This is a genomic window from Phyllobacterium sp. P30BS-XVII (assembly GCF_014138335.1).
Taxonomy (GTDB): Bacteria; Pseudomonadota; Alphaproteobacteria; order Rhizobiales; family Rhizobiaceae; genus Phyllobacterium; species Phyllobacterium meliloti.
The window spans coordinates 190,134-215,879 of record NZ_JACGXO010000004.1; the positions used below are offsets into that span (position 1 = coordinate 190,134).

21 protein-coding genes and 1 pseudogene are annotated in these 25,746 nt (G+C 51.3%); 16 read left to right on the top strand and 6 right to left on the bottom strand.

Annotated elements, in window-relative coordinates; translation table 11 throughout:
- Positions 1-72: 72 nt before the first annotated feature.
- Genes FHW17_RS13155 through FHW17_RS13165 form a run of 3 tightly spaced genes read left to right on the top strand, consistent with a single transcriptional unit; the run spans position 73 to position 5,694 of the window.
- Positions 73-279: an MbtH family NRPS accessory protein gene (locus FHW17_RS13155; RefSeq protein WP_227989078.1), complete on the top strand. Its 207-nt coding sequence runs from the start codon at positions 73-75 to the stop codon at positions 277-279.
- A 39-nt stretch (positions 280-318) separates the two neighbouring features.
- Entirely contained in the window at positions 319-4,311 is a 3,993-nt protein-coding gene (locus FHW17_RS13160) for a non-ribosomal peptide synthetase (RefSeq protein ID WP_182510068.1), read from the top strand.
- 36 nt (positions 4,312-4,347) lie between these two features.
- A complete protein-coding gene (locus FHW17_RS13165) occupies positions 4,348-5,694 on the top strand; it encodes a SidA/IucD/PvdA family monooxygenase (protein ID WP_112526130.1) in 1,347 nt (448 codons plus the stop codon).
- A 4-nt stretch (positions 5,695-5,698) separates the two neighbouring features.
- Here the strand turns inward: FHW17_RS13165 and FHW17_RS13170 are convergent, their stop codons facing one another.
- Both FHW17_RS13170 and FHW17_RS13175 read right to left on the bottom strand, forming a co-directional pair.
- Positions 5,699-6,457, bottom strand: coding sequence for a 4'-phosphopantetheinyl transferase superfamily protein (locus FHW17_RS13170; RefSeq protein ID WP_182510069.1), 759 nt, complete (start codon positions 6,455-6,457; stop codon positions 5,699-5,701).
- 27 nt (positions 6,458-6,484) lie between these two features.
- The gene (locus FHW17_RS13175) at positions 6,485-7,384 is read right to left on the bottom strand and encodes an alpha/beta hydrolase-fold protein (RefSeq protein ID WP_113095825.1); all 900 of its coding nucleotides are present in this window, start codon (positions 7,382-7,384) and stop codon (positions 6,485-6,487) included.
- Positions 7,385-7,814: 430 nt separating this feature from the next.
- Between FHW17_RS13175 and FHW17_RS13180 the strand changes: the two genes are divergently transcribed.
- The 11 genes from FHW17_RS13180 (at position 7,815) to FHW17_RS13230 (ending at position 20,710) form a co-directional block, all read left to right on the top strand.
- The gene (locus FHW17_RS13180; protein ID WP_112526124.1) at positions 7,815-8,087 is read left to right on the top strand and encodes a hypothetical protein; all 273 of its coding nucleotides are present in this window, start codon (positions 7,815-7,817) and stop codon (positions 8,085-8,087) included.
- A 492-nt stretch (positions 8,088-8,579) separates the two neighbouring features.
- Positions 8,580-9,572: a helix-turn-helix transcriptional regulator gene (locus FHW17_RS13185; RefSeq protein ID WP_112526123.1), complete on the top strand. Its 993-nt coding sequence runs from the start codon at positions 8,580-8,582 to the stop codon at positions 9,570-9,572.
- A gap of 3 nt (positions 9,573-9,575) precedes the next feature.
- Positions 9,576-10,838 carry a polysaccharide biosynthesis/export family protein gene (locus FHW17_RS13190; RefSeq protein WP_227989080.1) on the top strand — a complete coding sequence of 421 codons (1,263 nt, stop codon included), beginning with the start codon at positions 9,576-9,578 and terminating at the stop codon, positions 10,836-10,838.
- Positions 10,839-10,951: 113 nt separating this feature from the next.
- Positions 10,952-11,815 carry an FkbM family methyltransferase gene (locus tag FHW17_RS13195; RefSeq protein WP_182510070.1) on the top strand — a complete coding sequence of 288 codons (864 nt, stop codon included), beginning with the start codon at positions 10,952-10,954 and terminating at the stop codon, positions 11,813-11,815.
- A 93-nt stretch (positions 11,816-11,908) separates the two neighbouring features.
- The gene (locus FHW17_RS13200; RefSeq protein ID WP_182510071.1) at positions 11,909-13,201 is read left to right on the top strand and encodes a glycosyltransferase family 1 protein; all 1,293 of its coding nucleotides are present in this window, start codon (positions 11,909-11,911) and stop codon (positions 13,199-13,201) included.
- 8 nt (positions 13,202-13,209) lie between these two features.
- Entirely contained in the window at positions 13,210-14,358 is a 1,149-nt protein-coding gene (locus tag FHW17_RS13205) for a hypothetical protein (RefSeq protein WP_182510072.1), read from the top strand.
- A gap of 148 nt (positions 14,359-14,506) precedes the next feature.
- Positions 14,507-15,211 (top strand): outer membrane protein, encoded by a 705-nt coding sequence (locus tag FHW17_RS13210; protein ID WP_112526113.1) that lies wholly within the window; start codon positions 14,507-14,509, stop codon positions 15,209-15,211.
- A 58-nt stretch (positions 15,212-15,269) separates the two neighbouring features.
- Positions 15,270-16,451, top strand: coding sequence for a Hint domain-containing protein (locus tag FHW17_RS13215; RefSeq protein ID WP_112526111.1), 1,182 nt, complete (start codon positions 15,270-15,272; stop codon positions 16,449-16,451).
- Positions 16,452-16,609: 158 nt separating this feature from the next.
- Complete coding sequence (locus FHW17_RS13220; protein WP_182510073.1) at positions 16,610-18,931, top strand: glycosyltransferase; 2,322 nt, start codon at positions 16,610-16,612, stop codon at positions 18,929-18,931.
- A 37-nt stretch (positions 18,932-18,968) separates the two neighbouring features.
- Positions 18,969-19,886, top strand: coding sequence for a hypothetical protein (locus FHW17_RS13225; protein WP_246706824.1), 918 nt, complete (start codon positions 18,969-18,971; stop codon positions 19,884-19,886).
- On the top strand, positions 19,883-20,710 hold the full coding sequence (locus FHW17_RS13230) for a tetratricopeptide repeat protein (RefSeq protein ID WP_182510075.1): 828 nt from the start codon (positions 19,883-19,885) through the stop codon (positions 20,708-20,710). Before FHW17_RS13225 ends, FHW17_RS13230 begins: the two co-directional genes overlap by 4 nt.
- Positions 20,711-20,814: 104 nt before the next feature.
- On the opposite strand, the gene FHW17_RS13235 is transcribed toward FHW17_RS13230, so the two are convergent.
- Together FHW17_RS13235 and FHW17_RS25200 are read right to left on the bottom strand one after the other, a co-directional pair.
- Positions 20,815-21,645 carry a hypothetical protein gene (locus tag FHW17_RS13235; protein WP_246706850.1) on the bottom strand — a complete coding sequence of 277 codons (831 nt, stop codon included), beginning with the start codon at positions 21,643-21,645 and terminating at the stop codon, positions 20,815-20,817.
- Positions 21,646-21,654: 9 nt separating this feature from the next.
- A pseudogene (locus FHW17_RS25200) lies at positions 21,655-21,909 on the bottom strand (Wzz/FepE/Etk N-terminal domain-containing protein); the annotation flags it as partial.
- A 285-nt stretch (positions 21,910-22,194) separates the two neighbouring features.
- Here FHW17_RS25200 and FHW17_RS13240 point away from each other — a divergent pair.
- Together FHW17_RS13240 and FHW17_RS13245 are read left to right on the top strand one after the other, a co-directional pair.
- Entirely contained in the window at positions 22,195-22,962 is a 768-nt protein-coding gene (locus FHW17_RS13240; RefSeq protein WP_227989086.1) for an ABC transporter permease, read from the top strand.
- Positions 22,963-23,019: 57 nt separating this feature from the next.
- On the top strand, positions 23,020-23,778 hold the full coding sequence (locus tag FHW17_RS13245) for a class I SAM-dependent methyltransferase (RefSeq protein WP_112526098.1): 759 nt from the start codon (positions 23,020-23,022) through the stop codon (positions 23,776-23,778).
- A gap of 18 nt (positions 23,779-23,796) precedes the next feature.
- Here FHW17_RS13245 and FHW17_RS13250 read toward each other — a convergent pair whose 3' ends face one another.
- Together FHW17_RS13250 and FHW17_RS13255 are read right to left on the bottom strand one after the other, a co-directional pair.
- Entirely contained in the window at positions 23,797-24,543 is a 747-nt protein-coding gene (locus FHW17_RS13250) for an ATP-binding cassette domain-containing protein (protein WP_112526096.1), read from the bottom strand.
- Positions 24,540-25,742 (bottom strand): Wzz/FepE/Etk N-terminal domain-containing protein, encoded by a 1,203-nt coding sequence (locus tag FHW17_RS13255; protein WP_182510077.1) that lies wholly within the window; start codon positions 25,740-25,742, stop codon positions 24,540-24,542. The genes FHW17_RS13250 and FHW17_RS13255 overlap by 4 nt, the downstream gene beginning before the upstream one ends.
- Positions 25,743-25,746 lie beyond the last annotated feature (4 nt).

Genomic DNA, 25,746 nt, shown 5'->3' on the forward strand with positions numbered 1-25,746 from the left:
CTCCTATTCCGCTTAAATCGGACGCGGGCTCATCCGTCTCTTGGTCATGTCTTTATTCTGCAAGGAGCCCGCATGATGTCGAATGTCGACACGTCACCAGAGACCTGGAGCATCGTTCGCGATCAGGAACACCGCTATTCCGTCTGGTCCAATGACAAGGCTCTGCCGGTTGGCTGGAACAAGGAAAGCTTCAGCGGCACCCGCGAGGAATGCCTGAGCGAAATCAAGAAAATCTGGGTTGACCCGCGGCCGCTCGCCTTGCGGCAGGCAATGGCGTGATTGCCGGATAACCTTTTCAGACAACAGATCGGTGACGATATGAACAAACTATTCGCTCAACCTGATACTAATGAGCCTGCTTCCATCGAGGACATTGCCAATGGCGCTGTCGAAAGCTTTCCGCTGACACTGGCACAAAAGCGCATCTGGTCACTTGAGCAGATCGGCAACAGCACAGTCTTCCCGTTTCAGATTCTTTCCTTGCAATGGAATGAAACGGTTGATCTGGATCAATTGCAGACCGCATTGAGCACCTTGGCACAACGCCATAGTGCCCTGCGCACGCGCTTCCGCCGTTTTGCCGGTGGCCGCATCGAGCAGTTCTCCATTCCGGCTGATCTTCCATCGAATGAGATTATCGGCAGCGACAGCAATCCTTTAACCCAGACGGAAATCGAAGATGCGAAAGGCGGTTTTGTTGCCCGTCCCTTCAATCTCCTGAATGGAGTTTCCACCCGCTATCAACTGATTGTTGGAAGCAAGGGCCAGTTGGTGTCGACCATCGTCCTGCATCCGATTGTCTGTGACGAAGCGGGGCTCGCGATCCTGCGCAACGATCTCATTGCATTGGTCGAAGGCAAGGAATTGCCAGCCCTTTCCGAGGACACTCTTCAACGCGGCGTGCGCGAAGAGGAGTGGCTGGATAAGCCGGAATTCTCGGCGGCACTCACCCATTGGCGTGATCTGATTGGCGAAGAATATAATGCCACGACACTGCCTACCCGTTTCAATGCAACAGGGTATGCCGGTGCCAAGCGCAAGCATGCCTCTTTCGCTTTGGGTGCTGATTTGTGGACCAGCATTGCATCCTATGCCCAATTGAAAGGCTTCAAAGCTGAACACCTGCTTTCTGCAGCCTTTGCCGTTCTCCTGGCGCGCTACAGCGGAAACTATGCCCTGCAATATGGCACATTGCTTGGCTCCGGCAATGAGATCGACCGGTCAACGATTGCACGCACAGAACAGATTCTACCGCTCAAATTTGAGTTCACCTCACGGACCGTATTTCTTGATGTGTGCAAAGCGTTGGTCTCATCCATCGCCGCCGGAACAGACCATCTTGTTCCCTTCGAACGCCTTGTTCAGGAAATTCAGACGCATGAAGAGCGGGAACAGGATGCCATCGTCAAATCCCTGTTTGAATTCCGTCAGCCGGTGCTGCATTCGGCTTTGGCTGACCATCATGCGTCATCCATTGCCCCACGCTCGGACGCAGAACTTGCATTGGTTCTCACGCCAAGCGCACAGGGCGGACTTGCCGGTCTGTTCGATTATGCCGAAGATATTTATGAACCCGCATTAATCGAGCGCGCGGCTGTTCATTTCAGCCGTATCCTGTCCCAGGCTATTGCTGGAGAGCAGGTTCGCATCAAGGATATCGAACTCATCACCGATGACGAACTCCTTATTCTTTCCGCCCCCTATGAAGATGACGGCATTAATGATGACCGCGCCGTGCATGAACATATCGCTGCCCATGCACAACGGACGCCTGACAAAACAGCCGTCATCTTTGCCGATGAAATCTGGAGCCATAGCAAACTTGACCGTAGCGCCAATAAACTGGCGCACCGGCTGATCAAACTTGGCGTTGGCGCTGATATCAGCGTTGCAATTGCGGTCAAACGCTCTCCTGAAGCAATCGTTGGCATTCTTGCCACGCTCAAGGCTGGCGGCGCCTATATTCCCGTCGAGCCTGATCATCCAACCAGCCGCAACCATCACATCCTGCGCGACGGCGGCGTAAAAGTCATTCTGACCCATAGCTGGCTGCTTGATCGCATTCCGGAAGGGCTTGATGCGGTTATTCTGGAGCTGGACAAGCTTGATCTTTCAGAAGAACCGGACAGCGTTCCAGATGTGAAAGTTCACAAGGATCAGCTTGCTTACATCATGTACACATCCGGCTCGACTGGTCTGCCAAAGGGTGTAGCAGTCGAACATGGACCGCTGACCCATCACATGCAGAACACTTCGCGCGTTTACGGCATGAGCGAAGAATCGCGCGAGCTGCCTTTCCTGCCGTTCAGCTCCGATGGCGGGCACGAACGCTGGATGAATCCGCTGATGGAAGGCGGTAGCATCATTCTGCCTGATCAGCCATTGTGGACACCCGAAGAAACCCTGACCGCCATGCGCAAGCATGGGGCCAACAATGCCAGCATTCCAACAACCTATCTGCAGCAATTGGCGGAATGGGCTGATCTGACCGACAGCGCTCCACCGATGCGCCTCTATTCCTTTGGTGGCGAGGGCCTTGCCCAGCAGACATTTGATCTTCTGTCCACGGCATTGAAATCCGAATGGCTGATCAATGGCTATGGGCCAACAGAAACCATCATGACACCGATGGTGTGGAAGGTGCGCGCCGGACAGAAGTTCGAAGGCACCTATGCACCAATCGGCCGCGCCGTCGGCAACCGCCGGGTCTATGTGGTCGATCCTGATCTCAACCCCTGCCCCATCGGCGTAACGGGCGAACTCTTCATTGCGGGCGAAGGCATGGCGCGCGGCTATATCGGCAAGGCCGATACGACAGCTGACCGTTTCATCCCCGATCCCTTTTCCAAAGAAGGTGGCCGCCTCTACCGTTCCGGCGATCTGACACGCTGGCGCGAAGACGGCACAGTCGAATTTGTTGGCCGAGTTGACCATCAGGTCAAACTGCGCGGCTATCGCATTGAGCTTGGCGAAATCGAAGCGGCCCTGCTTCAATTGGATGGCGTTGGCGAAGCTTTGGTTGTGCTGCGGGATGACGATGCAACCAAACAGAAAATGTTGGTTGCGTATGTCGTGCCAAAGCAGGGTATCGAACTGGATGTCGCTGACATGCATTCGGCACTGGAACGTATGCTTCCCGCCTATATGGTGCCTTCAGCTATTGTTCCGCTTAAGGCGATGCCAATCAACCCGAACAGCAAGCTCGATCGGTTCGCACTTCCAGCACCAACGCCGATGAAGCGGAACATTATCGAACCGGAAAATGCCTCCGAAGAAGAAATCCGCGATATCTGGCAGGAAATCCTGAAGATCAGCCCGATCAGCGTCGAAGACAACTTCTTCGCGATTGGCGGGAACTCGCTGGGTGCCATCCGTATTCTCTCAACATTGCGCCAGCGCAAGCCGCAGAACCGGACAACGATTGCCGATCTCTTCAACAATCCGACAATCCGTTCGTTTGCCCAAATTGTTGAAAACGGCAATGATCAGGCGGGCAGTGAAGTAATTGTCCTGCGCGCATCGGGAACCAAGCCGGTTCTCTATTGCTTCCCCGGTCTGCTGGTCAGCACGCGCGAATATGTCAAGCTTGTCGACTATCTCGGTGCCGATCAGCCCGCCACCGGTTTCATCTGCTATTCGCTCTCCGAACAGAAGGAAATCGGCTCGTCGGTTGACGATATCATTCAGGGCTATGTGGATTACATCCGCCGCGAAAGCAAAGGCCAGCCCTGCTATTTCCTCGGCTGGTCATGGGGTGGTCTGCTTGCCTATGAAACCGCGCGCAAGCTTGGCGATGAGATCGATCTGCGCCTGATCACAATGGTTGATGTCTGCGATCTAGGCACGGAATTCGCCATCGGCGCCAAGCCACGCTTCAAGCCAGGTGAACGCGATCAGCTGCACGCCACGGTACAGGAATGGTTGTCACGAACAGCCATGCGCGGTGAATGGGACCGCCTGCTCAACGTCATGGATGAAGACACCTATGAGCAGTTCCTGCGCTTTGTTGGCGACGAAAAGGATGAGTTACCAACAGACGGTCCCGACATCAGCAGCCGCGAACACACGTTCTGGATTCTCATCGACAACGCTCTGATTTTCAGGCGTCACGAACTGCAGCCGCATGATGTGCCGATCCATTCATGGGCGGCCGATGACAGCCTGAATCGGGGTCTCAACCTGATCGACTGGCGGCGCTACTCACCGCGGGCCAATCCGGCGGAAATTATCTCTGGCACCAACCATCTGCACGTAATCGGATCACAGGCATTCCACAGCCGTCTCTCCCACCGGCTGGACGAGGCCCGATAGGGCCCTTTGGAATCAAGATCACGGAAAGGAATTCTGATGACTGCCATGTTTGCGAACAATGATCATCTGCGTCAGCCGAACGAAACCCTCGATCTGGCGGGTATCGGTGTCGGACCTTCCAACCTGAGCCTTGCTGCCCTGCTTGATAGTGTGGGACAGGTAAAGGCGCATTTTTACGAACGCCGGGCCAGTTTTGACTGGCACCCCGGCATGATGCTGCCCGATGTCGAGCTGCAATCATCCTACCTCAAGGATCTTGTCACCCCCGTCATGCCGACCAATCCCTGGTCCTTTGTAGCTTATCTCGTGGCACACAAGCGCCTCTACGCTTTTCTGAATGCCCATTACGACGCTGTACCCCGACGCGAATTCGCGCAGTATCTGGCATGGGTGGCGGGACAGCTCGACAATGTTTCCTTTGATGCCACTGTTCGCGAGGTCAAGCACGATAAGGACCGGTTTGTTGTACAGTTCGACAAGGGCAGCGTCGCCGCCAAGAACATTGTTCTGGGAACAGGAACAAGCCCATTCGTGCCGTCCTGGGCAACACCATTCCTTGGCGAGCGCTGCTTCCACAATTCCGAGGCCAAATTCCGTCTGCCTGATCTCGATGTTAAGCGGGTTGCCGTTATTGGTGGTGGCCAGAGCGGTGGTGAAGTTGTCGAGTCTCTGCTTAATGCGAAAGCAGGATTGAAGGAACTCAACTGGTTCAGCCGTCGGCATAACTTTGAGCCAATCAACGATACCGCGTTTTCCAATCAGGTGTTTTCGCCTGAGTATGTCTACGCCTATCTCAATTTGAACAATGACCAGAAGCTGGAAGCACTCAAAGCGTCAATCCTCACCAGCGACGGCCTTTCGCATTCCACTATCAACTCAATCTATCGCCGACTTTACAGCCTGCGCTATCTCGAAGGCCGTAACATCGATGCAAAGCTCTCGCCCAATCGTGATGTCATTCAGGTCGAGGCGGACAAGGACGGCTATCGTCTGATCGTACGTAACCGCTTCGATGGCGGTGTCGAGGTTGCTCACGCTGATGCGATCATTCTGGCGACGGGTTATCAGTTCAAGCTGCCAGAAGCGCTATCCGGATTGCAGGACCGTATCCAGTTCGATAGGAACAGCCGTCCAGCACTCAATGACGAGTATTGCCTCAACTGGAATGGGCCGAAGCAGAATCGCATTTTTGCCCAGAATGCCGGACGCTATAGCCACGGTATTGCCGATTCACAACTCAGCCTGATGGCGTGGCGCAGCGCCCACATCATCAATACGCTGACCGGGCAAGAGCACTTTGATCTGGAGCCGCATGACTCGCAGGTCAACTGGCTGTCGAGTGGTCACGAGACACTCGGTCAGTCCATCGCCGTAGATTACTAGGTCATCAAATCTGATCGGAAAAGCGGTGCTGGCGAAATACCAGTGCTGCCCGCTCCGATTGTGCGGAAACAGCGATCAAGTGGCCGCCGGGCGAACGAAAAAGACGATGATGCCAACCGGTGTCATCACTTGATAGATTCTGTTCAACGTGAATGGTCTTTGTACCGTGTTCGAGCCATACATTCAGACGGTTCGGGTCAACGATCAGCCCGTCTCCCGTAGCTTTCAAAAAACTTTCCTTCAGGGTCCAGTACGTCAACAGCAATGATTGACGCTCTGCTCCCTGGAGCGTGGATAACGTTGCAAGCTCGCTGGCAGAACAGATGAGTTGCGCCGTCTCTTCCTCAAGTAACGTAGAATGTATTTCGGCATCTATACCAACAATGGTACAATCTCGACTGATCACAAGGATTGATAGACCTTCCGTATTACTCAGATTGAACGTCAATGCGGTTTTGTCTGCAAGGTATGGTTTGCCGTGCTCTCCAACCGCGATATGCAAATCCTCAGCAGCTATTCCTGTGTAAGACGACAATATGCTGCGCTGCAGATAGCGACCGGCCATAAAACCGATACTATCTTTCTCAAATCGAAAAGCCGCCGCTCGGTCCTGTTCTTCACGCGTTAAGCGCGACTTGATCTTGACCCAATTGGTCTGGCCACTCGTATGGGGCCACCACCAGATATCAATTGCCGGATGGTGTTCTCGAGTGGGCGTTGCGCTCGCTTCGGGCATATCCAAGAGAAGATCATATGGCAGCATCTCGCCTGCATCCTTCCCTTGGTAGCACTACGATATCAGGTGTGGTTTCACAATTGCAAAGGCCGTCTGAATCGCACGATTGACCGCGACCGGCAGCAGTGACATGTGATTCTCACCCGCATAAATCTCGAATTCTGTCCGGATTGGACTATCCGGCAAACGGTTCAAGCGGTTCATAAGTTCGACGGAATAATCATTGTTTCGCGTGATCTTCTTTTGCGTCAACCGATCAGCCTCGTCAGCAGCGCCTCGCTGGAACGGTGCCAGTTTGTCCGTTTCATACTCCCCGCACGAAAGAAAGAGTTCGGCACCGGGCCGCGTTGCAGGCGCCGCTTCAAACCGAGGCAAAAATTCGTTAATCGCGCAATTCTCCCAATAGATGGAAGCACTTGCCGCAATCCAGGTCGTAAAGGCTGCCGGGCGTGTAAAGAGGCTGTAGAGGACGAAGAGCCCGCCAAAGGAGTGGCCAAAAATCGCCTGGCGATTCCGATCGATCGGAATATCGGCCTCAATCATGGGCTTTATCTGGTCTTCGACAAACGTCAAAAACTCTTCTGAACCTCCGGTTCTGACTTCCGGGCTGTTCTCGTAAAATGGCGGATAGCTCTGTCCAGGTGGCGGCCCGAGGTCCCATGAGCGCCTCAACGGGTCATAGGCCCCATCAACCGGATAACCGATCGTAACAATGACACCGTAACACACATTGGTCCCCGTGGGATAACATGCCTGTGCCCGCATCGCATCAACAGCAGTGCCGATGACGGCATTGCCGTCGGTCATATAGAGTATTGGCCATCCATCCTTTGGCGGCTCTCCGCCCGGGCGATAAACGAAAATGCGGTAAGTCTGGCCATTCTGATTCGAAACGACGTCGTGAAAGGTGGTATCGCCAATCGTGACCAATGATGAATTGGGAAATGCTGTCATTATTCCATATCTTGCGAGGCTCGAAGGACTGGTCCTTCCACCGCTTAACGGCGCAGAACGCTTTGGTTGGTTATCCTGTTATTAAACATGAACATAATGGTCAATATTTATTCTGCGCCGTTGAACGTCACTTTTCAACGGAACATAGCTGACACAATCACTTAAGATTCACGGCAATCGCCGGTTATCAGCCTGTTTGCGATCACACAATTTTTAAATGCCCCAAGAACATAAGATTTGCTATGAAAACCAGTCCCGCTAACCATATATTCGTTTCCCATAAAGCGATTCTGAAAATCTCTTGCAGCAAAGCAGTTAATTTCAGATGTTTACTCTGATTTGAAAACCTTCTCTCTTCAATTATATATATGGTTTACATAGTAACTAATGGTTTTGCCTTGGAATGATCGAACGAAGTGAGATGCGATTTATGAATACACATGAAAAACTTATAGAATCCATCGCAAAGGCGATCCATGCGCAGAAGTATACTGGCAGCCAAAGCTGGGACAGTATTCCGGATTTCGTCCGCCAAACGTACCGGGAATATGCGAAAGCCGCGCTGCCCATAGTGTATAGCGTTATGCGGGACCCCACCAACGAGATGATTGATGCGGCTAACCGAGCGCGGCCATCCGTGACATCGAGAACTATTCAGGCCGCCGTTGATGCCTCCCCCCTTAATCCAAACGGCAAGCTCTAATTCGCAGCAATCAGGAGAATCAGTGTTGCAATGCAGCACTTGCTCTTGCTGAAAGGCAGATTCATCCACGATACAGCCCTTTGGCTGCCATTGGCCTGTCCTCTTTATGGCTTGCGTTGATTAACGCGCGATCCATACAAGATGGCAGGCTTTTATCTGTCGTGCGCTTCATTCGTTTCTGTAAAAATATACACATCACGACAAACATCTATTATAAACGCCAGTTTTCTAACGTTTTAGTCAATATACATGTTGAAAATAATGTTCAAACCTCTAATTTATGAAACAATTGTTTTGTATTGTATGGGATAGATAAATTTGTCTTTAAATTTCACATTAATCAAATAAGCTAAAAAACTTGGAAGACATATTTCTTTAGTTGCTATTTCTGCAAAGTTTCTCGTAATCTGGAATTCCTTGAATGTCTAAAGTTTATCATGGACTTTCGTTCTAGAAGTTGCTTGAAGGTATTTGGGTTTTTTCGGGGGAGAAATGTATAAAAATCCTATGGAACGTTCTGAATACAGATCTCTTTCGAGTTCAAGTGACGACATATCCAGTAACATTGAGAAGATTGATGATAACTGGCGCTGGTCTAGTTTCCCGGATGAGCAGGGCCGTTATGGATTCAAGCGTCAAATATGCACCTTACAGCAAACATCTATTGTGTATGGCGAGACAAGCGGCCGTCTTGAAGTTGTTTCAAATGGTGTAGGCGCAACATTGAGCTTCGTATTTATGCTCAAAGGCGCGATTGATCTTATCGATACAAAAAACCGGAAAGTACAAAATATTGCCGCTGGAAGCGCAACCAGTGTGTTTGATCGACCTGGCGTCAAGGCAAAATTTTATCCCGGCAGCACCTGGGTGACATATCTTGTACCGGTACCGACCCTGCGTGAACATTTCGAACGGTTGATGCGGCGGCCATACTTTCAGGAACTGGCATTCTCGCCGTTGCACGATTTCCGTACAGGTAGCGCTTCTGCACTCTATCAGACGCTTTGCTATGTCAGCGAAGACATTGCTGCAGCTACCAGTTCCGGGCGGGAAGTTCTCGCTGGCGTATATGAACGGTTGTTGCTTGCCAAACTGTTCATGACCAAGCCTGACAATGTCAGCGCATTGAACAATCAATCCTCACGTAGAATTTCGCCCCGCTATCTGCAGAGTGCGGAAGCATTCATGCGAGAAAACATTCATAATTCGATAACGCTCGATGACATTGCGGCTGCGGCAGGATGCAGTTCACGTGCCCTGCAACGTATGTTCAAGGAATATCGGGACACCAGCCCCATGCACATTCTGTGCGAATACAGATTGTCGGCGGCACATGATGCAATCGTCAGCGGCAGTGCCCGGAACGTAACTGATCTGGCCATGCATCTTCAGTTTTCAAATCCCGGGCGCTTCTCGTCCCTGTACCGGAATGCATATGGAATGAGTCCATCGGCAATGATGAGATTCCATGAAAAGAGCGCGTAAGACATGCTGAGAATGCGAGTTGGACTTTCACTCCCGATAGACGCGGTGCCACAGTATCTCCTTTTCCGGCATATTGGACCAAAGAGATCAGTCTCGGCAGGATTGCTTATTTCAACGGCGATTGCACTCTCTCTGTCGGGCTGCGCCCTCCCCAGTTCCGGCCCTTCAGCAAAGCAGGTTATTGAGCAACGGAAAACCGAGACCCGCACCAATTATGCGATGGTTGATGTCAATGATGCCGTTCTTTCTTATGCGGCGACACGTCCTCGCGAGAGCCTGATCAATCGCTTTGGTGCAGGACCACGAACAAGCGATCTGCGTATTGCTGTCGGTGACGTGGTTGGTGTCAATCTTTGGGAAGCCCCTCCCGGCAGTCTCTTTGGTGGCAGCATCACATCATCTGGTCTGCAACAGTCGACCGGCGGATCAACGGCCATCCCCCCGCAAACGGTTTCGGGGGACCGCACCATTGCCGTTCCCTACGCAGGACGCATTACGGTAGCAGGCCGGACACCTTCGGAAGTAGAGCGCCAGATTGCAGCAGCACTTGAAGGCAAAGCCGTGCAGCCTCAGGCTCTCGTGACAATCCAGAGAAGTACGGCAAACTCAGTGACAGTGACAGGAGAGGTCGCTTCTGGCGCACGTATTTCCCTATCAGGCGCGGGAGAGCGTGTGCTGGATGCCATCGCCTCTTCCGGCGGTATCAGGGCGGCGGCAAGTGAGAGCATCATCAGGCTGACACGCAATGGCACCACAGCCCGCATTCCCTTTGACGTGCTTATCGAAAATCCCGCGGAGAATATCCGGCTAAAATCCGGGGACCTCATTACCGTTGTGCGTGAACCGCGCACTATCCTCGTGCTGGGTGCCGCCGGTCGCAACGCTGAAATTCCATTTGAAGCGTCCCGTATCTCGATGGCTGACGCACTTGCGAAAGCAGCAGGCCTGAATGACAATCGCGCCGACGCCAATGGCGTTTTCGTCTTGCGCTATGAACTCTCATCTGTCGCGCGCAGGTTCCTTGCTGCGGGCAATCCACTGCTCAACTCCGGTGAGTATGTTCCTGTCGTTTATCGCTTCAACATGAAGGACACGAGCACATTACTGGCCATGCAACGCTTTGAGATGCAGCCCCGCGATGTCATTTATATTGCCAATGCTTCCGGCGCCGAATGGCAAAAAGTTATGGCAATCTTCCAGGGCATCGCTTCGCCTGCCATGTCGGCCACATCAATAGGTATAAGTGCAGCGGCTGCAGGGCGATAAACCATAATTAAGGAGATTACATTCTAAGCATCCGTCTTGTGGGATACTAACATAACTGAAACTATCACTGTCCTATGCTTCCCGTTTAGGAACAGCTCTAGTGAGAATGCATCATGCCATCCCAGTCGTTGCTCCATCTCCACGAGATTGCAAATTTCAAGCGCCAAGACCTGGAAATAGCGGTTCAAAATCTCGCACACAGTGCATATCTGGGCGATTATACTGCGATTGTACGTATCCTCGGGCGTTACAAATTTTACATTGATACCCGCGATCGTGGTTTCGGATCACATCTCCTTCTGGACGGCTACTGGGAAATCTGGCTGACGCAATTTTGCGCACGCAACATTCAGGCGGGAATGGTCGTTGTCGATGTAGGCGCCAATTTCGGTTATTATTCCGTCCTGCTCGCGGAACTTGTTGGCGCTACAGGAAAGCTCATAGCGGTTGAGCCTAACCCGCATGCCATGGATTTTTTGAAACGCAGCATTGATCTCAATGGCTTTTTACGCCGGACACATTTCGAGCAAAGCATTCTCAGCGATGAAAGAACAGGTGCCGCACCCTTGTTCGTGCCGCATCACGAGCCAAAAAATGCAACAGTTGTGGAACCTCACTTTGTTGCGAACCCGTTGATTGGTTCCATCATTGATGTTCCGGTGACGACAGTCGACCAGCTCTGTAAATCATATGATCGCGTCGACTTCATCAAGATTGATGCGGAAGGTGCCGAACAGCGTATTTTCGGTGCCATGGAAGAAACTATAGCCCGCCACAAACCGATGATCGTGGTGGAGTTCAATGTCGAGAGGTACACAAACAGTGAGGAATTCATCAGCCGGTTGACAGCTGTATATGGCACATTGCGCCGACTGGATTTCAAGGGGAAAACACATATCGTGTCACCTCAGGAGCTTCTTACAAAAAACGTTGGCGAGGACTGGCTGCTTGTAGTCTCGGCACAGGAGCCGGCGTGAGCTGGGAATTTCACACGTGAACGACTTAATGCCCTTATCCCGAAAGGAAGCCCGTTGGTAAAAACCATATTGTATGATGGTCTGAATCTATCCATGCAAAAGGGAACCGGCGTTGCCACTTACACCCGCGGCCTGATTCAAACCGCACGCGAACTTGAATACAAAACCGGCATCGTTCATTCCGTTCAGGGAAAACTCCCGAAAGACCCGGCGCTTAGGGAAGTGGTCCTCTTTGATGACAATGCAAACCGGAAACTTACACCTGTTGCACTTGGGCGACGCTGGATGCGTCGACGCATTGCGGCGCCAATGGGTGTCACCCCAACACCCATACCGCTAACGGGCACGGTGATTGTAAAGTCATTGCAGGGAAATCTGATGGGATCAGAATTTCTCTATGCAAATAACGACCTTTTTGCCCTTGCCCGCCATCACTTCAAGGCCTTCGGGAAAAGCCTGCCGCTTTCGTTCGACAAGGCCCCGGATCTTCTTCATTGCACCTATCCATTACCACTCAGGGCGCGCAAAGGCCTGAATATCTGCACCATTCACGATCTCGTACCCCTGCGCCTGCCCTACCTGACAGAAGACAATAAACGATATCATTACAAGCTTCTGCGGCATCTGACAAAATCGGCAGACCACATCGTTACGGTCTCCGAAACATCCAAACGGGACATCGTGAAGATTCTTGGTGTCGATGAAAAACGTGTCACCAATACATATCAATCCGTCCACGTGCCGCTCGATTTACGCGATAAGCCTGAGGATGTGGCAGCGGATGAAATTGCAGGTATTTTCAATCTCGACTGGAAGAAATATTTTCTGTTTTTTGGAGCTTTTGAACCAAAGAAAAATCTCTCGCGACTGGTAGAGGCTTATCTTTCAGCCAAGGTTGATCTGCCGTTGATCATCGTTGGCGCCCCCGGCTGGAAGGGCGATCAGACGCAGCTTTTGATCGACGACGAGCGGTTTCGCTTTTATGCACAGACTGAAAACCGGATTGTCCCCGGCCGCCGCATTCATCGCTTTGATTTTGTGTCCTATTCTCTTCTCATCAGTCTGGTACGCGGCGCGCGTGCGGTTCTCTTTCCTTCCTTGTATGAGGGCTTCGGGCTTCCCGTCCTTGAATCGATGCAGCTCGGAACACCGGTTCTGACGTCCACAGAAGGATCTGTCCCCGAAATTGCAGGCGATGCTGCTCTGTTGATTGACCCCTATGACACAGATTCTTTGCGCAATGCCGTTAAAGCACTTGCCCGCGACAGCGATCTTTGTGACCATCTCGCTACATTGGGGCCGAAACAGGCTGAACTTTTTTCGCCAGCGCGCTACTCTCAGGCTGTCAATTCTCTTTATGACGGCCTCTTCAATGGAGGAGTGTAAATATACCGATGACTCTTCTGGTCGCGTTGGGGATGCCAGGTATCATGTCGTTCTGGGGCAATTTTGCCCTCAGCGTCATCGCAAGCGAAGTGTTCGACGATCATTGCATGTTCCATGTGGAAACGCTGGAAGACATCCAAAATGCGTGGAAGAGCCGCACCAGTGAGAATGTCATTATAACATCGCACTATCTGGATGCCGGATTGTCAGCATTTTTATTGAAAACAAATGCCCCTTATGTGGTTTTCAGCGAAAACGCGGTCGATTCCGTTTCCTATCTCGCTCGCCAGCTTGCGCGTGAGGACATTGGACTTATCCGCTCAGTATCCGCGAGTATTGCGTGCATCTCCCAAGTGCGCGCGCATCCCTTCCTGATTAATTTGGATCGCGAGAAGCTCGGTGCAGTTCCAATTCATCGTATAATAGCCCAGATATGCCGCCAGCTTCGTATTTCCCTGACGTCATCAGCTATGGTGCGGTGTCTGAAGCAACTCGGCATGGACAATGTGGATTCGGCAACACAAGTTGACCAGATACCAACCTTGGAAAAATCAGCCCAAATCAATCCTTTTTATGCGGCTCCCGGAGCAAATCCGACAAATGTATCGGAAAATCTACTGGAGATTGCCCGAAGCGTCGTTCAACCGTTCGATGGCAAATTGATAAAGGATCGGGTTTCGTCACTGATATGGCCCCAGGAGAGCTTCCTGCTGGCGGACAAAGGGGGGGAGCCTTCCGAGGGCGAGATTGAACTTGTCGGCCGGGCGCGCTGCCTGGTCTACGGCCCCTATTTTCACCTTCCTTCAGGTGAATGGAACGCCAAGTTTTCCCTCGGTATTGAGCATAATGTTTACGGACAAATCTTCACGATTGAGGTCCATAGCGATGGGCTGTTGAGCAAAATTCGCGTGAAACCGTCAGGAACTGGTTCCTTTGCCGCTGAAGCGGCGTTCCATATCGATAGCCCGAAGACTCCAATCGAAATTCGCCTCTTTACGGATAGTGGCTCTATCGAAGGTTCGATTGCCTATTGGTCTGTCGAATTAAGCCCTATCGATTTGAGCACACCTGATTCTGAACACGCTACGGATGTGGCTTTGGAACACGATCAAGATGCGATAGCAACGTCTAAAGAAACCGTTAACTACCCAGAATAATGTAGCTTTCGCCAATGCAATACATAATACGCCACACATAGACATTCAGCGACTATATTTAGGTATTTCTCGATAATTAAAGTATATCCAGTATATATATTCTATGTCACTCTTCCCTTTGAAAGTTGGTCTTTTTAAGGTGGAAGTCATGCAGAAATTTGGTGCTATCGGTTTGTTCCTCGCAGCTACAGTATTGGCGGGCAATGCCTACGCTGCAGATGCTGTCAGCGATACCGCTCCTCCAGAAGCAGTGTTCACGGAACCGGCATTTACCTGGACAGGTTTTTATGCGGGTGTGAACGCTGGATATGGCTTCGCTGGCGATGACCGTGTTGGCCTACGCAGTGGCGGTGTATTCCTTGGCAACATCGGCAAGCTGGAAAACAGCGGCTTCCTTGGCGGCGCTCAGATCGGCTATAACTACCAGATGAACAATTTCGTTCTCGGCCTCGAAGCAGATTTCCAGGGTGCCGATATCAATGATGATCTATCGACGCGATTCCTGGGATCTGACGTTGACGCCCATTCAAAGATTAACTGGTTTGGAACGGTTCGGCCGCGCCTTGGCTACGCATGGGATCGCACGATGATCTACGGCACAGGCGGTCTTGCATTTGGCAACGTCAAATATTCGGTTGATGTCGATGGCGTGAACTACATTGATGAAAGCAAGACACGGGCAGGCTGGGTTGCTGGCGCTGGCGTGGAACATGCCTTTACGGATCACCTGACTGCCAAGCTTGAATATCAGTACATCAACTTGGGCAGCCGCACTGTTGGAGACAATGTGCTGTCTACCGAGGCGACGTCTGACTTCCACAGCGTTCGCGTCGGCCTGAACTACAAGTTCTGACAACGTATTCTGAAGATACAAGAATAAACACTCAGCTCTTAACAGAGAGGGATTTGCTATGGCCTTGCTAAATGTTCAGCTTCTTCAAAACCAAACGACAACGATTAATTCTGGCAACGCGACTAATGGTGATACAGTAAACCTCGGTCTGGTTTCCAGTGCTACTTTGATTGTTGATGGGGTTGACGTTAATATTACCTCGTTCGCAGGTGTAACAGGTATTACAAACACCAGCTTTCAGGTAATCAACGGCGCCGACCTTACCGTGGATGCACAACTTGCGGCTATCGGCGCCGGTTCAACTTTTAATTACAACGTCGGCGCAGGTAGTTCTCTTACAATCAATGCTGCGGCAGTGAGTGTCGATGTCCTCCAAACGACTACCGTGGATTTCCTCGGGTCAACTGGCACCGGACATTTCACTTACATTCCACCAACACTCAACCTTTCGTTGAGCTCCACGCCAAGCATTGTTAACGCCAGTGCAGGCGACCAAGTAACCGTAACGGGGGCAGGCTCCGTGACCCAAGCTGGCAATGTCATTACATTCCACGGCGGACTTGGTAACCTCTTTACACTAGCAACCTATACAATTCCTGCCGGCGCGACATACACATTCAACAATGCCAACGACACCATCACGTTCGTCACTCCTTGCTTCGTTCGCGGAACAATGATTGCAACACCTGAAGGTGAAGTGCCGGTAGAATATCTAAAAGAGGGCGATCTTATCCTTAGCCTGAATAATGGCACTGTAGCAGTCACATGGACAGGCAGCCGCAGACTTGACCCAAAGGCAATGGACAAACCGCGTGATGAGCTACCTGTGCGTATCCGTGCTGGTGCCATAGCAGAGAATGTTCCTCATCGGGATCTCTTCGTCTCTCCGGATCACTGCATGTTTATCGATGGATCACTCATCCCGGCAAAGCTCCTGATAAATGGCACAACCATTACGCAGGAGATCATTCTTAGCCCAATCGACTATTTCCACGTTGAGCTCGAAGAACATGATGTGATTTGGGCAGAAGGCGCTCAAGCCGAAACTTATCTGGATCTTGGAAACAGAAATGTATTCTTGGAGCCCGGTGTTCTGCAGTTTACTTCGGTAAAAGCGAAGGAAGCTAAGGCTTGCTATCCTCTTGCTTATTGGGGGCCTGCGGTCGACAGCGCACGCGCACTTCTCGCAGAACGCGAAGTTGCTCTTGGATATAATACAGACGAAGCAAAAGCGTCTTAATATTGAAACATAGTATAGGCCGCGCCTGAATATCCAGGTGCGGTCTATAATTTTAACCATTCACAATAATAATCTCTCGTTAAGATAATATATATCCCATTTACAAATCACCCTTTTCAGTATGAAATCGTTTTTATAAATGCTTTGGAGAGCAATGAATGCGTAGTGAACTATTGGCTTCACCTTATACGCTCGATGAAAACAAGTATGATTTCAGAAGTTTGCTTGGAAAATTCGCGGGCAAGCGCATTTTTTTTGATGGTGTTTTCAAGGGCGACTATAGCCTTGCCATTGTTAACCGCCTCCTCGCACAGGCATTGATCGCTACTGGCATTGAGATTTCTCTCTATACGCCCGAGCCAGACTGGCTGACTGATGCTCGGCTTGATGCTGTACCCGAAGTCAAGCGTCGGTTGCTCGCTCAGTATCCGGCTGGTGAGACTTACGACGTGCATCTGCGCAATACCTGGCCTCCGGCTACGCATGATATGCTCGGAAGATTCAATGCCTACGTCAATTTCGCTTGGGAAGAACTCGAAGTTCCACAATATCTGATTTCGCGCTTTAACCGCGATCTTGATCTCGTGATGGTCACATCAAATTTCGTGAAACAAGCGTTTGAGCAATCAGGGCTTACAATTCCGGTCGAGGTCGTTGGTAATGGAACAGACCATATAAAACCGCATTCCGGACTTGTGGATGATTCTCCCTTGCCCCCGAATGGCAAGGCTCGCATCTTGCACGTTTCTTCATGCTTTCCCCGCAAAGGCGTTGATGTGCTTATCGAGGCCTACGCCCAAACGTTTACCAAGGAAGAACCGGTTGAATTGGTCATCAAGACCTTTCCTAATCCTGACAATATCCTCAAAACGGTCATGGCCAAATTCGACGAGCAGTTAAAGAGCGCGCCGCCCGTTATTCTTATGGAAGAATATTGCAGCCCGGAGCAATTGCTTGGCTTGTATCGCACTGCCTCGCTCGTTGTCGCACCGAGCAGAGGTGAAGGATTTGGATTGCCATTGGCTGAGGCAATGCGGCTGGGAATACCCGTGGTGACGACCGGGTACAGCGGTCAGGTGGATTTTTGCACTCCCGAGACCGCATGGCTGGTTGACTACCACATGGCGCCATCAGTGGCACACGTATCTGGCTCATTAAGTCTGTGGGCTGAACCATCCGTTGCACATCTTGGAACGCAAATGCGGGCAGCACTTACAAATGAGGAGGAGGCACGCATGCGCAGCAAAAATGCGCAAAGGTTTCTGGACGAGCATACCGGATGGAACTCGGTTGCCGGCAGGGTCCTAGCGGCTATCGCCAAACCTGTGAAACAGTTGGTTGCTTCCAGGCAGCCATGGACAATTGATCTTGTCTCGTCCTGGCAACAGCAATGCGGCTTGGCGACCTATTCGGGACACCTCTATTCGACCCCGGCACTCGCTGGTCGTTTTTCGCACATCTATGCGCGTCGATTTGTTGACGACGAGCTACCGGAAAGCGCTGCTGGCCAGATTGCTGAAACGGCTGCCATTACAACACGGCCCTGGGGCTATGATCTTGCTTCATTGACGCGGTTTATCGCGGAAATCGAGAACGCAAAGGGAGATGTGCTGTGGATGCAGCATCATCCGGGGCATTTTTCTACGCCGGATATGGAATTGCTGCTGAAGACGCTGCAGCAGGTCAATCATAAACTTCGCGTCATTACCATGCACAGTGTCAAGGAAACCCTCCGTGGCGGGAATCTGGAATGGACAAAAGGCTTTGATGTCGTGTTTGTTCATTCCGCAGAAGATGCCGGCCTTCTGGCCAAGGCAGGCCATCCGAATCCGGTTGTTGTACCTCATGGCGTGCGCGAAGCGTCAGAAGCCGCACTGCAGCCTGATCCATCGACATTCACGGTAGGCTCATTCGGCTTTTTGATGCCGCACAAGAATATTGACGTTCTCGTACAAGGTTTCGCAAAGGCGCGCCTCTTTGAACCGCGTCTGCGGCTCAAACTCCTCAATTGCATGGTTCCAAACGACGAATCGCGAGCATCACGAGTTCTGATCGAAAATCTGTTGAACCATTTCGACCTGCACAATGTTGCGACGGCAAGATTTGATTTCATTGATGAAACAGAGCTGAGCAATGAACTTTCCCGATGCGACCTGCTCGGCTTTCTCTACGGCGCGTCGACCGAAACAGCGACGGGTGCAGCGCGGATAGCCATGACTGCTGACCGCCCCTTGCTATGCTCCCGCTCGCAGGTACTGCGCGACATGTGGCCAATCAGTCACGTTGTGCGGTCCGTCGATGTGGATTGCGTTGCTGAGGCGCTCGTAAGCCTTGCGCAGAATCCGGACCTTCTTGGTCTGCGTGATGCCGATCGCCGTCAGGCAGCACAGTGGAATTCGTATCCGCGCGTTGCTGCGCGGCATGTTGTGATTATCGAACAGATGTTAGGGCGCAAATATGACAATCGCCGAGCTGCATAAGATCCCTCTCCAAGCTTTGCCAAAGGATGTCTTTTCCTTGCCAGCTGACGCATTTGTTGACGCTTGGGCATCGGCGTTCAATCTCGCCGAGACTGATCTGAATGCTGACCAAAGACATAATCTGGCGCAGGCCATCCGCGATGGAACCAACCGAATGAAAGTTATTGATGCTCTGCGGGCCGCATCCCCCCAGACAAATGAGAAGATTGGCGATTTCTCGGCACAGGTCGTGCGCCGTCCGGCCGATCAATTTGCACTGATCGAGAACTTCACCCGTTTCGCGCCTGATAGCGACGTGGCATTCCTCCGGTACAGTTTCTCCAAGATTCTTGGGCGCGAACCAACGGATAAAGAACGCCTTGCTTTCGAGTTTGATCTGAGACGTGGCACGCGAACGCGTGAACAGGCGGTAAAACAGATAGTCGGCATTGCCCGGCGTGATGGGCGCATCTCGCTTTGGGATACGCTTGATGAGACAGACCCTTTGTCCGGTGAAGTGGACAACAGCGAAGCGCGCACCATACCCGCTGGCCTTTCCTACGATCTGAATGGTCAGGAGACATTGATTTTCGTTCGCGAAGTTCCCGGCTCTGGTTGGATGATCGGTCCTGATTTGTTGCGCCAACCGATCAACGTCGTGGACGATGGCTGGAAAGTAAGCCCTGGCTGGCTTTTTGCCGGTCCCAAACGCAGCCTGCAGGCCGGATCATGGCGCGTTCAAATCGACCTCATTCAAGAATTAAATGCTAAGCTTGCGATCCAGCTGGTTGCCAATTCCGGTCTGGATATCCTGCAGGAAGTCACGATAGCAGGAGCATTCGCTGGCAATCTTGCCACCGAAATCCGCCCAGAACACCGCTTTGTTGAACTGCGTGTAAAAGTCATCGATACGGGCAATGAAGTTTCATGGGTTCGCATTCGGGATATCTCGATGATCCGCGAGGTGAAACCATGATCCGGCTACCATTTTCCGGACAGACTGCAAAGCAAGCCCTTAAACTGGCAGAAAGCGGCTTGGAACCAAAGCGAACGGCTGTGGCTCAGGCGGATGCCGCGCGCAACCGCGGCGACTGGCAAACCGCTGCCACGTTTTACAGGCAAGCTGTTGCTGACAATCCTGCCAGAACGGATCTGCTGGTACAGCTTGGACATAGCGAAAAAGAGGCAGGGAATTATGATCAGGCCGAGACGGCCTATCGCAAATACCAAGGTCTCCATCCGCGCGATGTGGATATACATGTGCAACTTGGCCATTTGTTCAATCGAAAAGGCGACCTGAAGACGGCTTTCATCTGGTATGAGAAGGCTCTCAAACTTTCACCTGATGATATGGAGATCGCGCGGCATGTGAATATCGCCCGCAACGGTTCCAGCAGGCCGGGTCTTGAACAGAACCGGCGCGACGCCATGCGCCTTGTTGAAGAAAACAATTGGTCAAAAGCCCGCGCGGCTTTGCGTGAACTGGTGGTCGAAAATGGCCAGATCGACATGATCGCCGTTTATGCCAATGTTACGAAGGAAGATGGTGATTTTGACGAGGCGTCAAAGCTTTATGGTCAATATCGCGACTATGCGACGGCTTTCAATCCCGACAGTTTGGAAGATGTGGAAGTTCAGTTGGGCCATCTGCACAAAATAACCGGCGATTACCGATCAGCTCTGACATTCTATATCAAAGCGCGCAATCTCCAGTTTGAACGTATGGGATATGTCGACTCGACCTCGCCATATGAGCGCGAAATTCAGGGATGCATCAGCGAGATTTACACCTGTTTTTAGGGCAATGTTCTGGAATGAACGGACCTGACAATCGCCTGGCTGGCAGCTGATATATGCAGCTCCAGCTTTTCCAGTTTGAATAGAATCGTTCTGCCGGAAAGGCTCTAACTGCTGTGATCACGGATTGCCGTAAGCAGCAACCAGGCGAGCAGGTATCCAATAGACGTAACGAGCAGAACGATGGTGATGTTCTTCAATTCCGTTGGTAGTTCCGCCTTATCAGGACGGTTGGCGGGGACCACCACCTCGAGATAGAGCTGCTGCCGCCTGGCATCCGCCCTTGCCGTCTTGAGGGAGTCGAGTGCAGAAAGAAGTGCTTTGTTGGAAAACTCCCTTTGCAATATCAACGCTTCATAATCGGCAATTCGCGGAGCGATGGAGCCATCTGTTCCGGCAATTTTTCCCTGCTCAAGCTTCAATTGCTCTTCGAGTGCGCTGATCCGGCTGGTGATGAAGGGAATGGAACTGGAATCAGGTGCAGTTTCCTTCGTCTCGGCGAGATTCGCACGCGACGCCGCCAATTCAGCACTCAGCCGGCTCATCAGTTCGACAAGCGATACCGAATTTTGCCCGGGATCGATCATCAGTTCCTTGTTGCGGAAAAGGGTAATTGCCTTCTGCGCATCGATCATCCGTTGCTCGGCATTCCCAACTTCAGCAGTGGCGAAGCGGATTGCATCTCCCCTCGCCCGCTCATTCATTTTGGAAAGCCGGTCGCTGCCAAGTTCAAGCAGTTTCACATTCATCGCATAGGCATCTTCCGGCCGGAAAGCCGATGTCTTGAGAACGGTTATACCGGTTGTGTCATTATGAATGACCTGCACCCGCTGCGAATAATATCTATAGAGTTCTTCGAACAAACCCGTCTGCCAGGGTGCGGGAAATCGCGCGAAGACATCTGCTTCAGGCCGGTCGAAATAGCCTCGTATTGGCAAATCATCACTCATCCTAAGCAAGGCGTCGCGAGACCGGATATATTCCTGTGCAGAAAATGTGTCATCCTGCGACCGTGTGATCCCGCTGTTCTGCAATAGATTGCCAAAACTGGATGATGAAGGCGGCGCAGAAACGCGTACAACAAAGGAAGACTGAGAAACATAAATCGGAGCTGCTATAAACAAATAATAAATGCTGACAGAGAGAACCGGAATGACAATGATGATCAAAGCAAAGCGCATTCGCCAAAGCTTGGATATCAATCCTCGTCTAGTCTTCTTTGCGGCCGGAACGAAAGAATTGGGTGCCAGACTATTTATGATCTTAATCCTTTATGGAATTGATACGAAAGTATGCAACGCATCATTCTCATTCCAAGAGAAGAAAAATGATTATAGGTCTAAAATATATGAGTTGTGAAGTACTTGGATCATCCTTGCGTTGATCAAAAGAACGTATATTGTTCATATTGTCGCTTAGTGACTATAATTTAAAGAAGACATTGAATGGAAGCTGTTCCGTCGAAATCTAATAAGAATTCAGTTTTTATGACAGGCCTGCGCGCACAAGCGCGTGTTTTAGGCGCATTGGTCATGCGCGAGATGATAACGCGGTACGGACGTGAAAATATCGGCTTCCTATGGCTGATTCTGGAGCCCATGATTCTGACATGCGGTGTCATGCTATTGTGGACTTTGATGAAGCACGAGGCACATGGGCTAACGGTCATCGCCTTCGTGCTGAGCGGGTATATGCCCCTCACCCTGTGGCGTCACATTTCCTCACACATGGTGTCCTGTCTGCGTCACAACATTCCCCTGATGTATCATCGGCAGATCCGTTTAGCAGATGCGTTGATTGCGCGCGCGCTGCTTGAAATTGGCGGTACGACCTTCGCACTGCTTGTCGTCTATTCTGGCGCATATCTGGCAGGATTCATCGATCCATTTGAAGATATCGGCCTTAATCTGGCTGGCTGGCTGTTCATGGCCTGGTTTTCGTTTGCGGCGGGCCTCATTCTGGCGGCCCTTTCGGAAATATTTGAGGTTGTCGAAAAACTTGTGCCACCTTTCCAATATCTGATGCTGCCAATTTCCGGCATGTTTTTCATGGTTTCCTGGCTACCGCATGGCGTACAGAAACTCGCGCTCTACGTTCCAACGGTTCATTGTTTCGAAATGTTTCGCGCGGGTACATTTGGTAATGCCATCAAGGCTCATTATGACGTCTCATACATTTTCACCTGCTGTCTGATCACCACGGCAGTTGGCCTTTACCTCGTTGAACATGTTAGAAAACATATCAAATTCGAATAGGCTCAAGGGAGCTTGTCGTTAGTGAACTAATCCAAACAGTGCCAGTGGAGGATACCTATGCGCGACACGAATGAAGATTGGGAAAAATTGGCACAAGACAATGCTTATTGGGCTGTACTGACGGAAGATGAATTCAGGCCGAAGAAACTTACAAAGAAACATATGAATGCATTTTTTGCGACTGGCCGCGCAGACATTGCAAACCTTACTACAAAAATCAAAGGCCTTATTCCTGACTTTTCGACACCAGTGGAATCGGTCATTGATTTCGGCTGCGGGGTCGGGCGACTGCTTATACCCCTCGCCGAGCAAGCCACCACCGCCATTGGCATCGACATATCGGAAACGATGCGCTCCATTACGTTGAAAAATGTTGCCAGTCACGGGCTCAACAATGTCCGCTGCGTGGAAACCCCGGAAATTCTCGTCAAGGAAGGGGTCAAGGTTGACTGGCTCAACAGCTATATTGTTTTGCAGCACATTGAACCGCGCCGTGGCTACTTCATCATCAACGATCTCTTGCAATGCGTTAAGAGCGGCGGCATTGCGTCATTGCACATCCCGCTTTTCAAAACGGCAAATCGTGCAGAATATTATAACGACCGGATGATGTACTTCCGCAATGACTACTACAAAAATGAAACCGTGTTTATCGACAGGGACAATTACGGTCATCCCGATATCCAGATGTATGATTATGATGCGAACACGGTCATGGCACTGTTTCACAAGAACCAGATGACCAATGTCCACCTTTTGCATGATCGTTCAACGACGGGTATTCACGCTTACCACTTCATTGCCCGGCGTGACTGAGCTTGAGTGTTGCTCGACTTATAGCGATGCGTAAATATCAAAGGCAAATTTGACGTCGTCGAAGACTCGCCCCCGGCCATTTTTCAGCACAAGGGCAGATTTGCACTGATCGGCGATGATATCGAGGGTATGTCCAACGATGATCATCGCCCGGTTTTTCCGTTTTACGAACAATTCATCGAACGACCGGCGCTGAAAGCGCTGGTCGCCAACGGCAATCACTTCATCAATCAGGTAGCAGTCAAAATCGATTGCGAGAGACAGGCCAAAGGATAAGCGCGCGCGCATACCGGAGGAATAGGTCTTGATCGGCATTTTCAGATATTTGCCGAGATCGCTGAACGTCTCCACACAATCACGGATTTCGTCAAACGGCCTGTTGTAGATTCGCGATAGAAACCGCATGCAATCAAAGCCGGTCATTGAGCCGCCAAAGCCGCCACTCAATGCGATTGGCCATGACAAGGACATGGACCGTGCCACGTGACCAGATGTCGGCATTTCAATTCCGGCGATCAATCTCACCAACGTGGATTTGCCCGCGCCATTGTGGCCAAGAATGGCAATCTTTTCACCGGCGCGCACTTCAAAATTGATATTATCCAGAACCCGCCGGGTTCCGCCATGAATTGGATATTCCTTGACGAGATTGTAAGCGCCGACAACACCATTTTTCGACAACCCATCTTGAGCCGGAACATTGGTGGTGAATTGTGCCGGCACCCCATCGGAGTCTTTGAAAACAATGGTTCCAGGATTTGTCATGTTTCAGCGTGATCATAAATCTGGTTGATCAGGAACCGAACAATCCAGAATGCCGAAAAGCACAGTGCAAAGATCAGCAGAATTGAATAGAGGCGTTTTGGATATAGCGCATAATCCGGTCGGTTTGGATTGACGATTCGCTCCAGGTAAAGCTGCTGTCTTTGCGCTTCGATCTTTGCATTCTCCAGCGATGTGGCGGAGGATTCCAGCATTCTCATGCCGAGTTCACGTTGCAGGAGCAGTTGCTCATACTGGGCGATGAGAGGAGCCATGGAGGCATCACCGCCCACAATGCGCGCGCGCTCCGTACTGATCTGCGTTTCCATCGCGTCAATGCTGCTGCGAAGTGACTGAACCTGCGGGCTTTGGGGAGCCTGTTGAACGAGTGCCGTATATTGAGCCTTACTCTTGGCCACATCATCCGACAATTTGGCAATCATATCGAGCATCACAGCGGATTGTTTACTCGGATCGATCATCGCCACCTTGTTGCGGAAGCCGGTCAATGACTTCTGAACGTCTGCCATGCGGCTTTCGCTGTCAGTAACCTCGAGCTTCGCATACCGAATCGCATCCTGACGTGCGCGTTCATTAAGCTGGTTGATAAGCGTTTCGGCGCCTACAAGCAGCGCTTCGGTGAGTTTCTGTGCGTCCTCAGGACGGGATGCACGCACTTCCAGTGTCGTGACGCCGCCACTCGAGTCCGTATCAATAGTCATGATCCTGCGATAGTGCCTGTAAAGAGCCTCTTCGGTCGTGTCGCTCCAGGGACGGGGAAACCGGGTGAGGAAATCCGCTTCGGGGCGGGCAAGCAAATCCCTCAACTCGCTCTTCTCTTCCAGCGTGGCAACGGCCGCGCGCGATTCAATATATTCCATCACAACATAGCTATCGTCCTGCGCACGAACAAAGCCGGTGCTTTGCAGAAATCCGCTGAGCATACCCGCTGCGTTTCTGTTTGGACTGCGCACAACAAAGCGCGTCTCGGATGCATATTGGGGTGATGCGATAACGCCATAGTAAATGGTGGCAAGGGTCGTCGGGAGAACGACCATCAGGATAAGCAGCACATGTCTGCGCAACAATGCAATCAGACGATCAAGCCGCTTGCCTTTGTGTGCATCGCCAACCTCGGACTGACCAAGGTCAACAAGCGTCATGTAGTCGAGGAATTCTTCGTTGGGACTGAGTCGCGTCATGCAA

Excerpts from the sequence above, each read along its gene's own strand:
- FHW17_RS13155 (WP_227989078.1), top strand. The coding sequence starts at position 73 with ATGATGTCGAATGTCGACACGTCACCAGAGACCTGGAGCATCGTTCGC.
- FHW17_RS13160 (WP_182510068.1), top strand. The coding sequence starts at position 319 with ATGAACAAACTATTCGCTCAACCTGATACTAATGAGCCTGCTTCCATC.
- FHW17_RS13165 (WP_112526130.1), top strand. The coding sequence starts at position 4,348 with ATGACTGCCATGTTTGCGAACAATGATCATCTGCGTCAGCCGAACGAA.
- FHW17_RS13170 (WP_182510069.1), bottom strand. The coding sequence starts at position 6,457 with ATGCTGCCATATGATCTTCTCTTGGATATGCCCGAAGCGAGCGCAACG.
- FHW17_RS13175 (WP_113095825.1), bottom strand. The coding sequence starts at position 7,384 with ATGACAGCATTTCCCAATTCATCATTGGTCACGATTGGCGATACCACC.
- FHW17_RS13180 (WP_112526124.1), top strand. The coding sequence starts at position 7,815 with ATGAATACACATGAAAAACTTATAGAATCCATCGCAAAGGCGATCCAT.
- FHW17_RS13185 (WP_112526123.1), top strand. The coding sequence starts at position 8,580 with ATGTATAAAAATCCTATGGAACGTTCTGAATACAGATCTCTTTCGAGT.
- FHW17_RS13190 (WP_227989080.1), top strand. The coding sequence starts at position 9,576 with ATGCTGAGAATGCGAGTTGGACTTTCACTCCCGATAGACGCGGTGCCA.
- FHW17_RS13195 (WP_182510070.1), top strand. The coding sequence starts at position 10,952 with ATGCCATCCCAGTCGTTGCTCCATCTCCACGAGATTGCAAATTTCAAG.
- FHW17_RS13200 (WP_182510071.1), top strand. The coding sequence starts at position 11,909 with ATGCAAAAGGGAACCGGCGTTGCCACTTACACCCGCGGCCTGATTCAA.
- FHW17_RS13205 (WP_182510072.1), top strand. The coding sequence starts at position 13,210 with ATGACTCTTCTGGTCGCGTTGGGGATGCCAGGTATCATGTCGTTCTGG.
- FHW17_RS13210 (WP_112526113.1), top strand. The coding sequence starts at position 14,507 with ATGCAGAAATTTGGTGCTATCGGTTTGTTCCTCGCAGCTACAGTATTG.
- FHW17_RS13215 (WP_112526111.1), top strand. The coding sequence starts at position 15,270 with ATGGCCTTGCTAAATGTTCAGCTTCTTCAAAACCAAACGACAACGATT.
- FHW17_RS13220 (WP_182510073.1), top strand. The coding sequence starts at position 16,610 with ATGCGTAGTGAACTATTGGCTTCACCTTATACGCTCGATGAAAACAAG.
- FHW17_RS13230 (WP_182510075.1), top strand. The coding sequence starts at position 19,883 with ATGATCCGGCTACCATTTTCCGGACAGACTGCAAAGCAAGCCCTTAAA.
- FHW17_RS13240 (WP_227989086.1), top strand. The coding sequence starts at position 22,195 with ATGACAGGCCTGCGCGCACAAGCGCGTGTTTTAGGCGCATTGGTCATG.
- FHW17_RS13245 (WP_112526098.1), top strand. The coding sequence starts at position 23,020 with ATGCGCGACACGAATGAAGATTGGGAAAAATTGGCACAAGACAATGCT.
- FHW17_RS13250 (WP_112526096.1), bottom strand. The coding sequence starts at position 24,543 with ATGACAAATCCTGGAACCATTGTTTTCAAAGACTCCGATGGGGTGCCG.
- FHW17_RS13255 (WP_182510077.1), bottom strand. The coding sequence starts at position 25,742 with ATGACGCGACTCAGTCCCAACGAAGAATTCCTCGACTACATGACGCTT.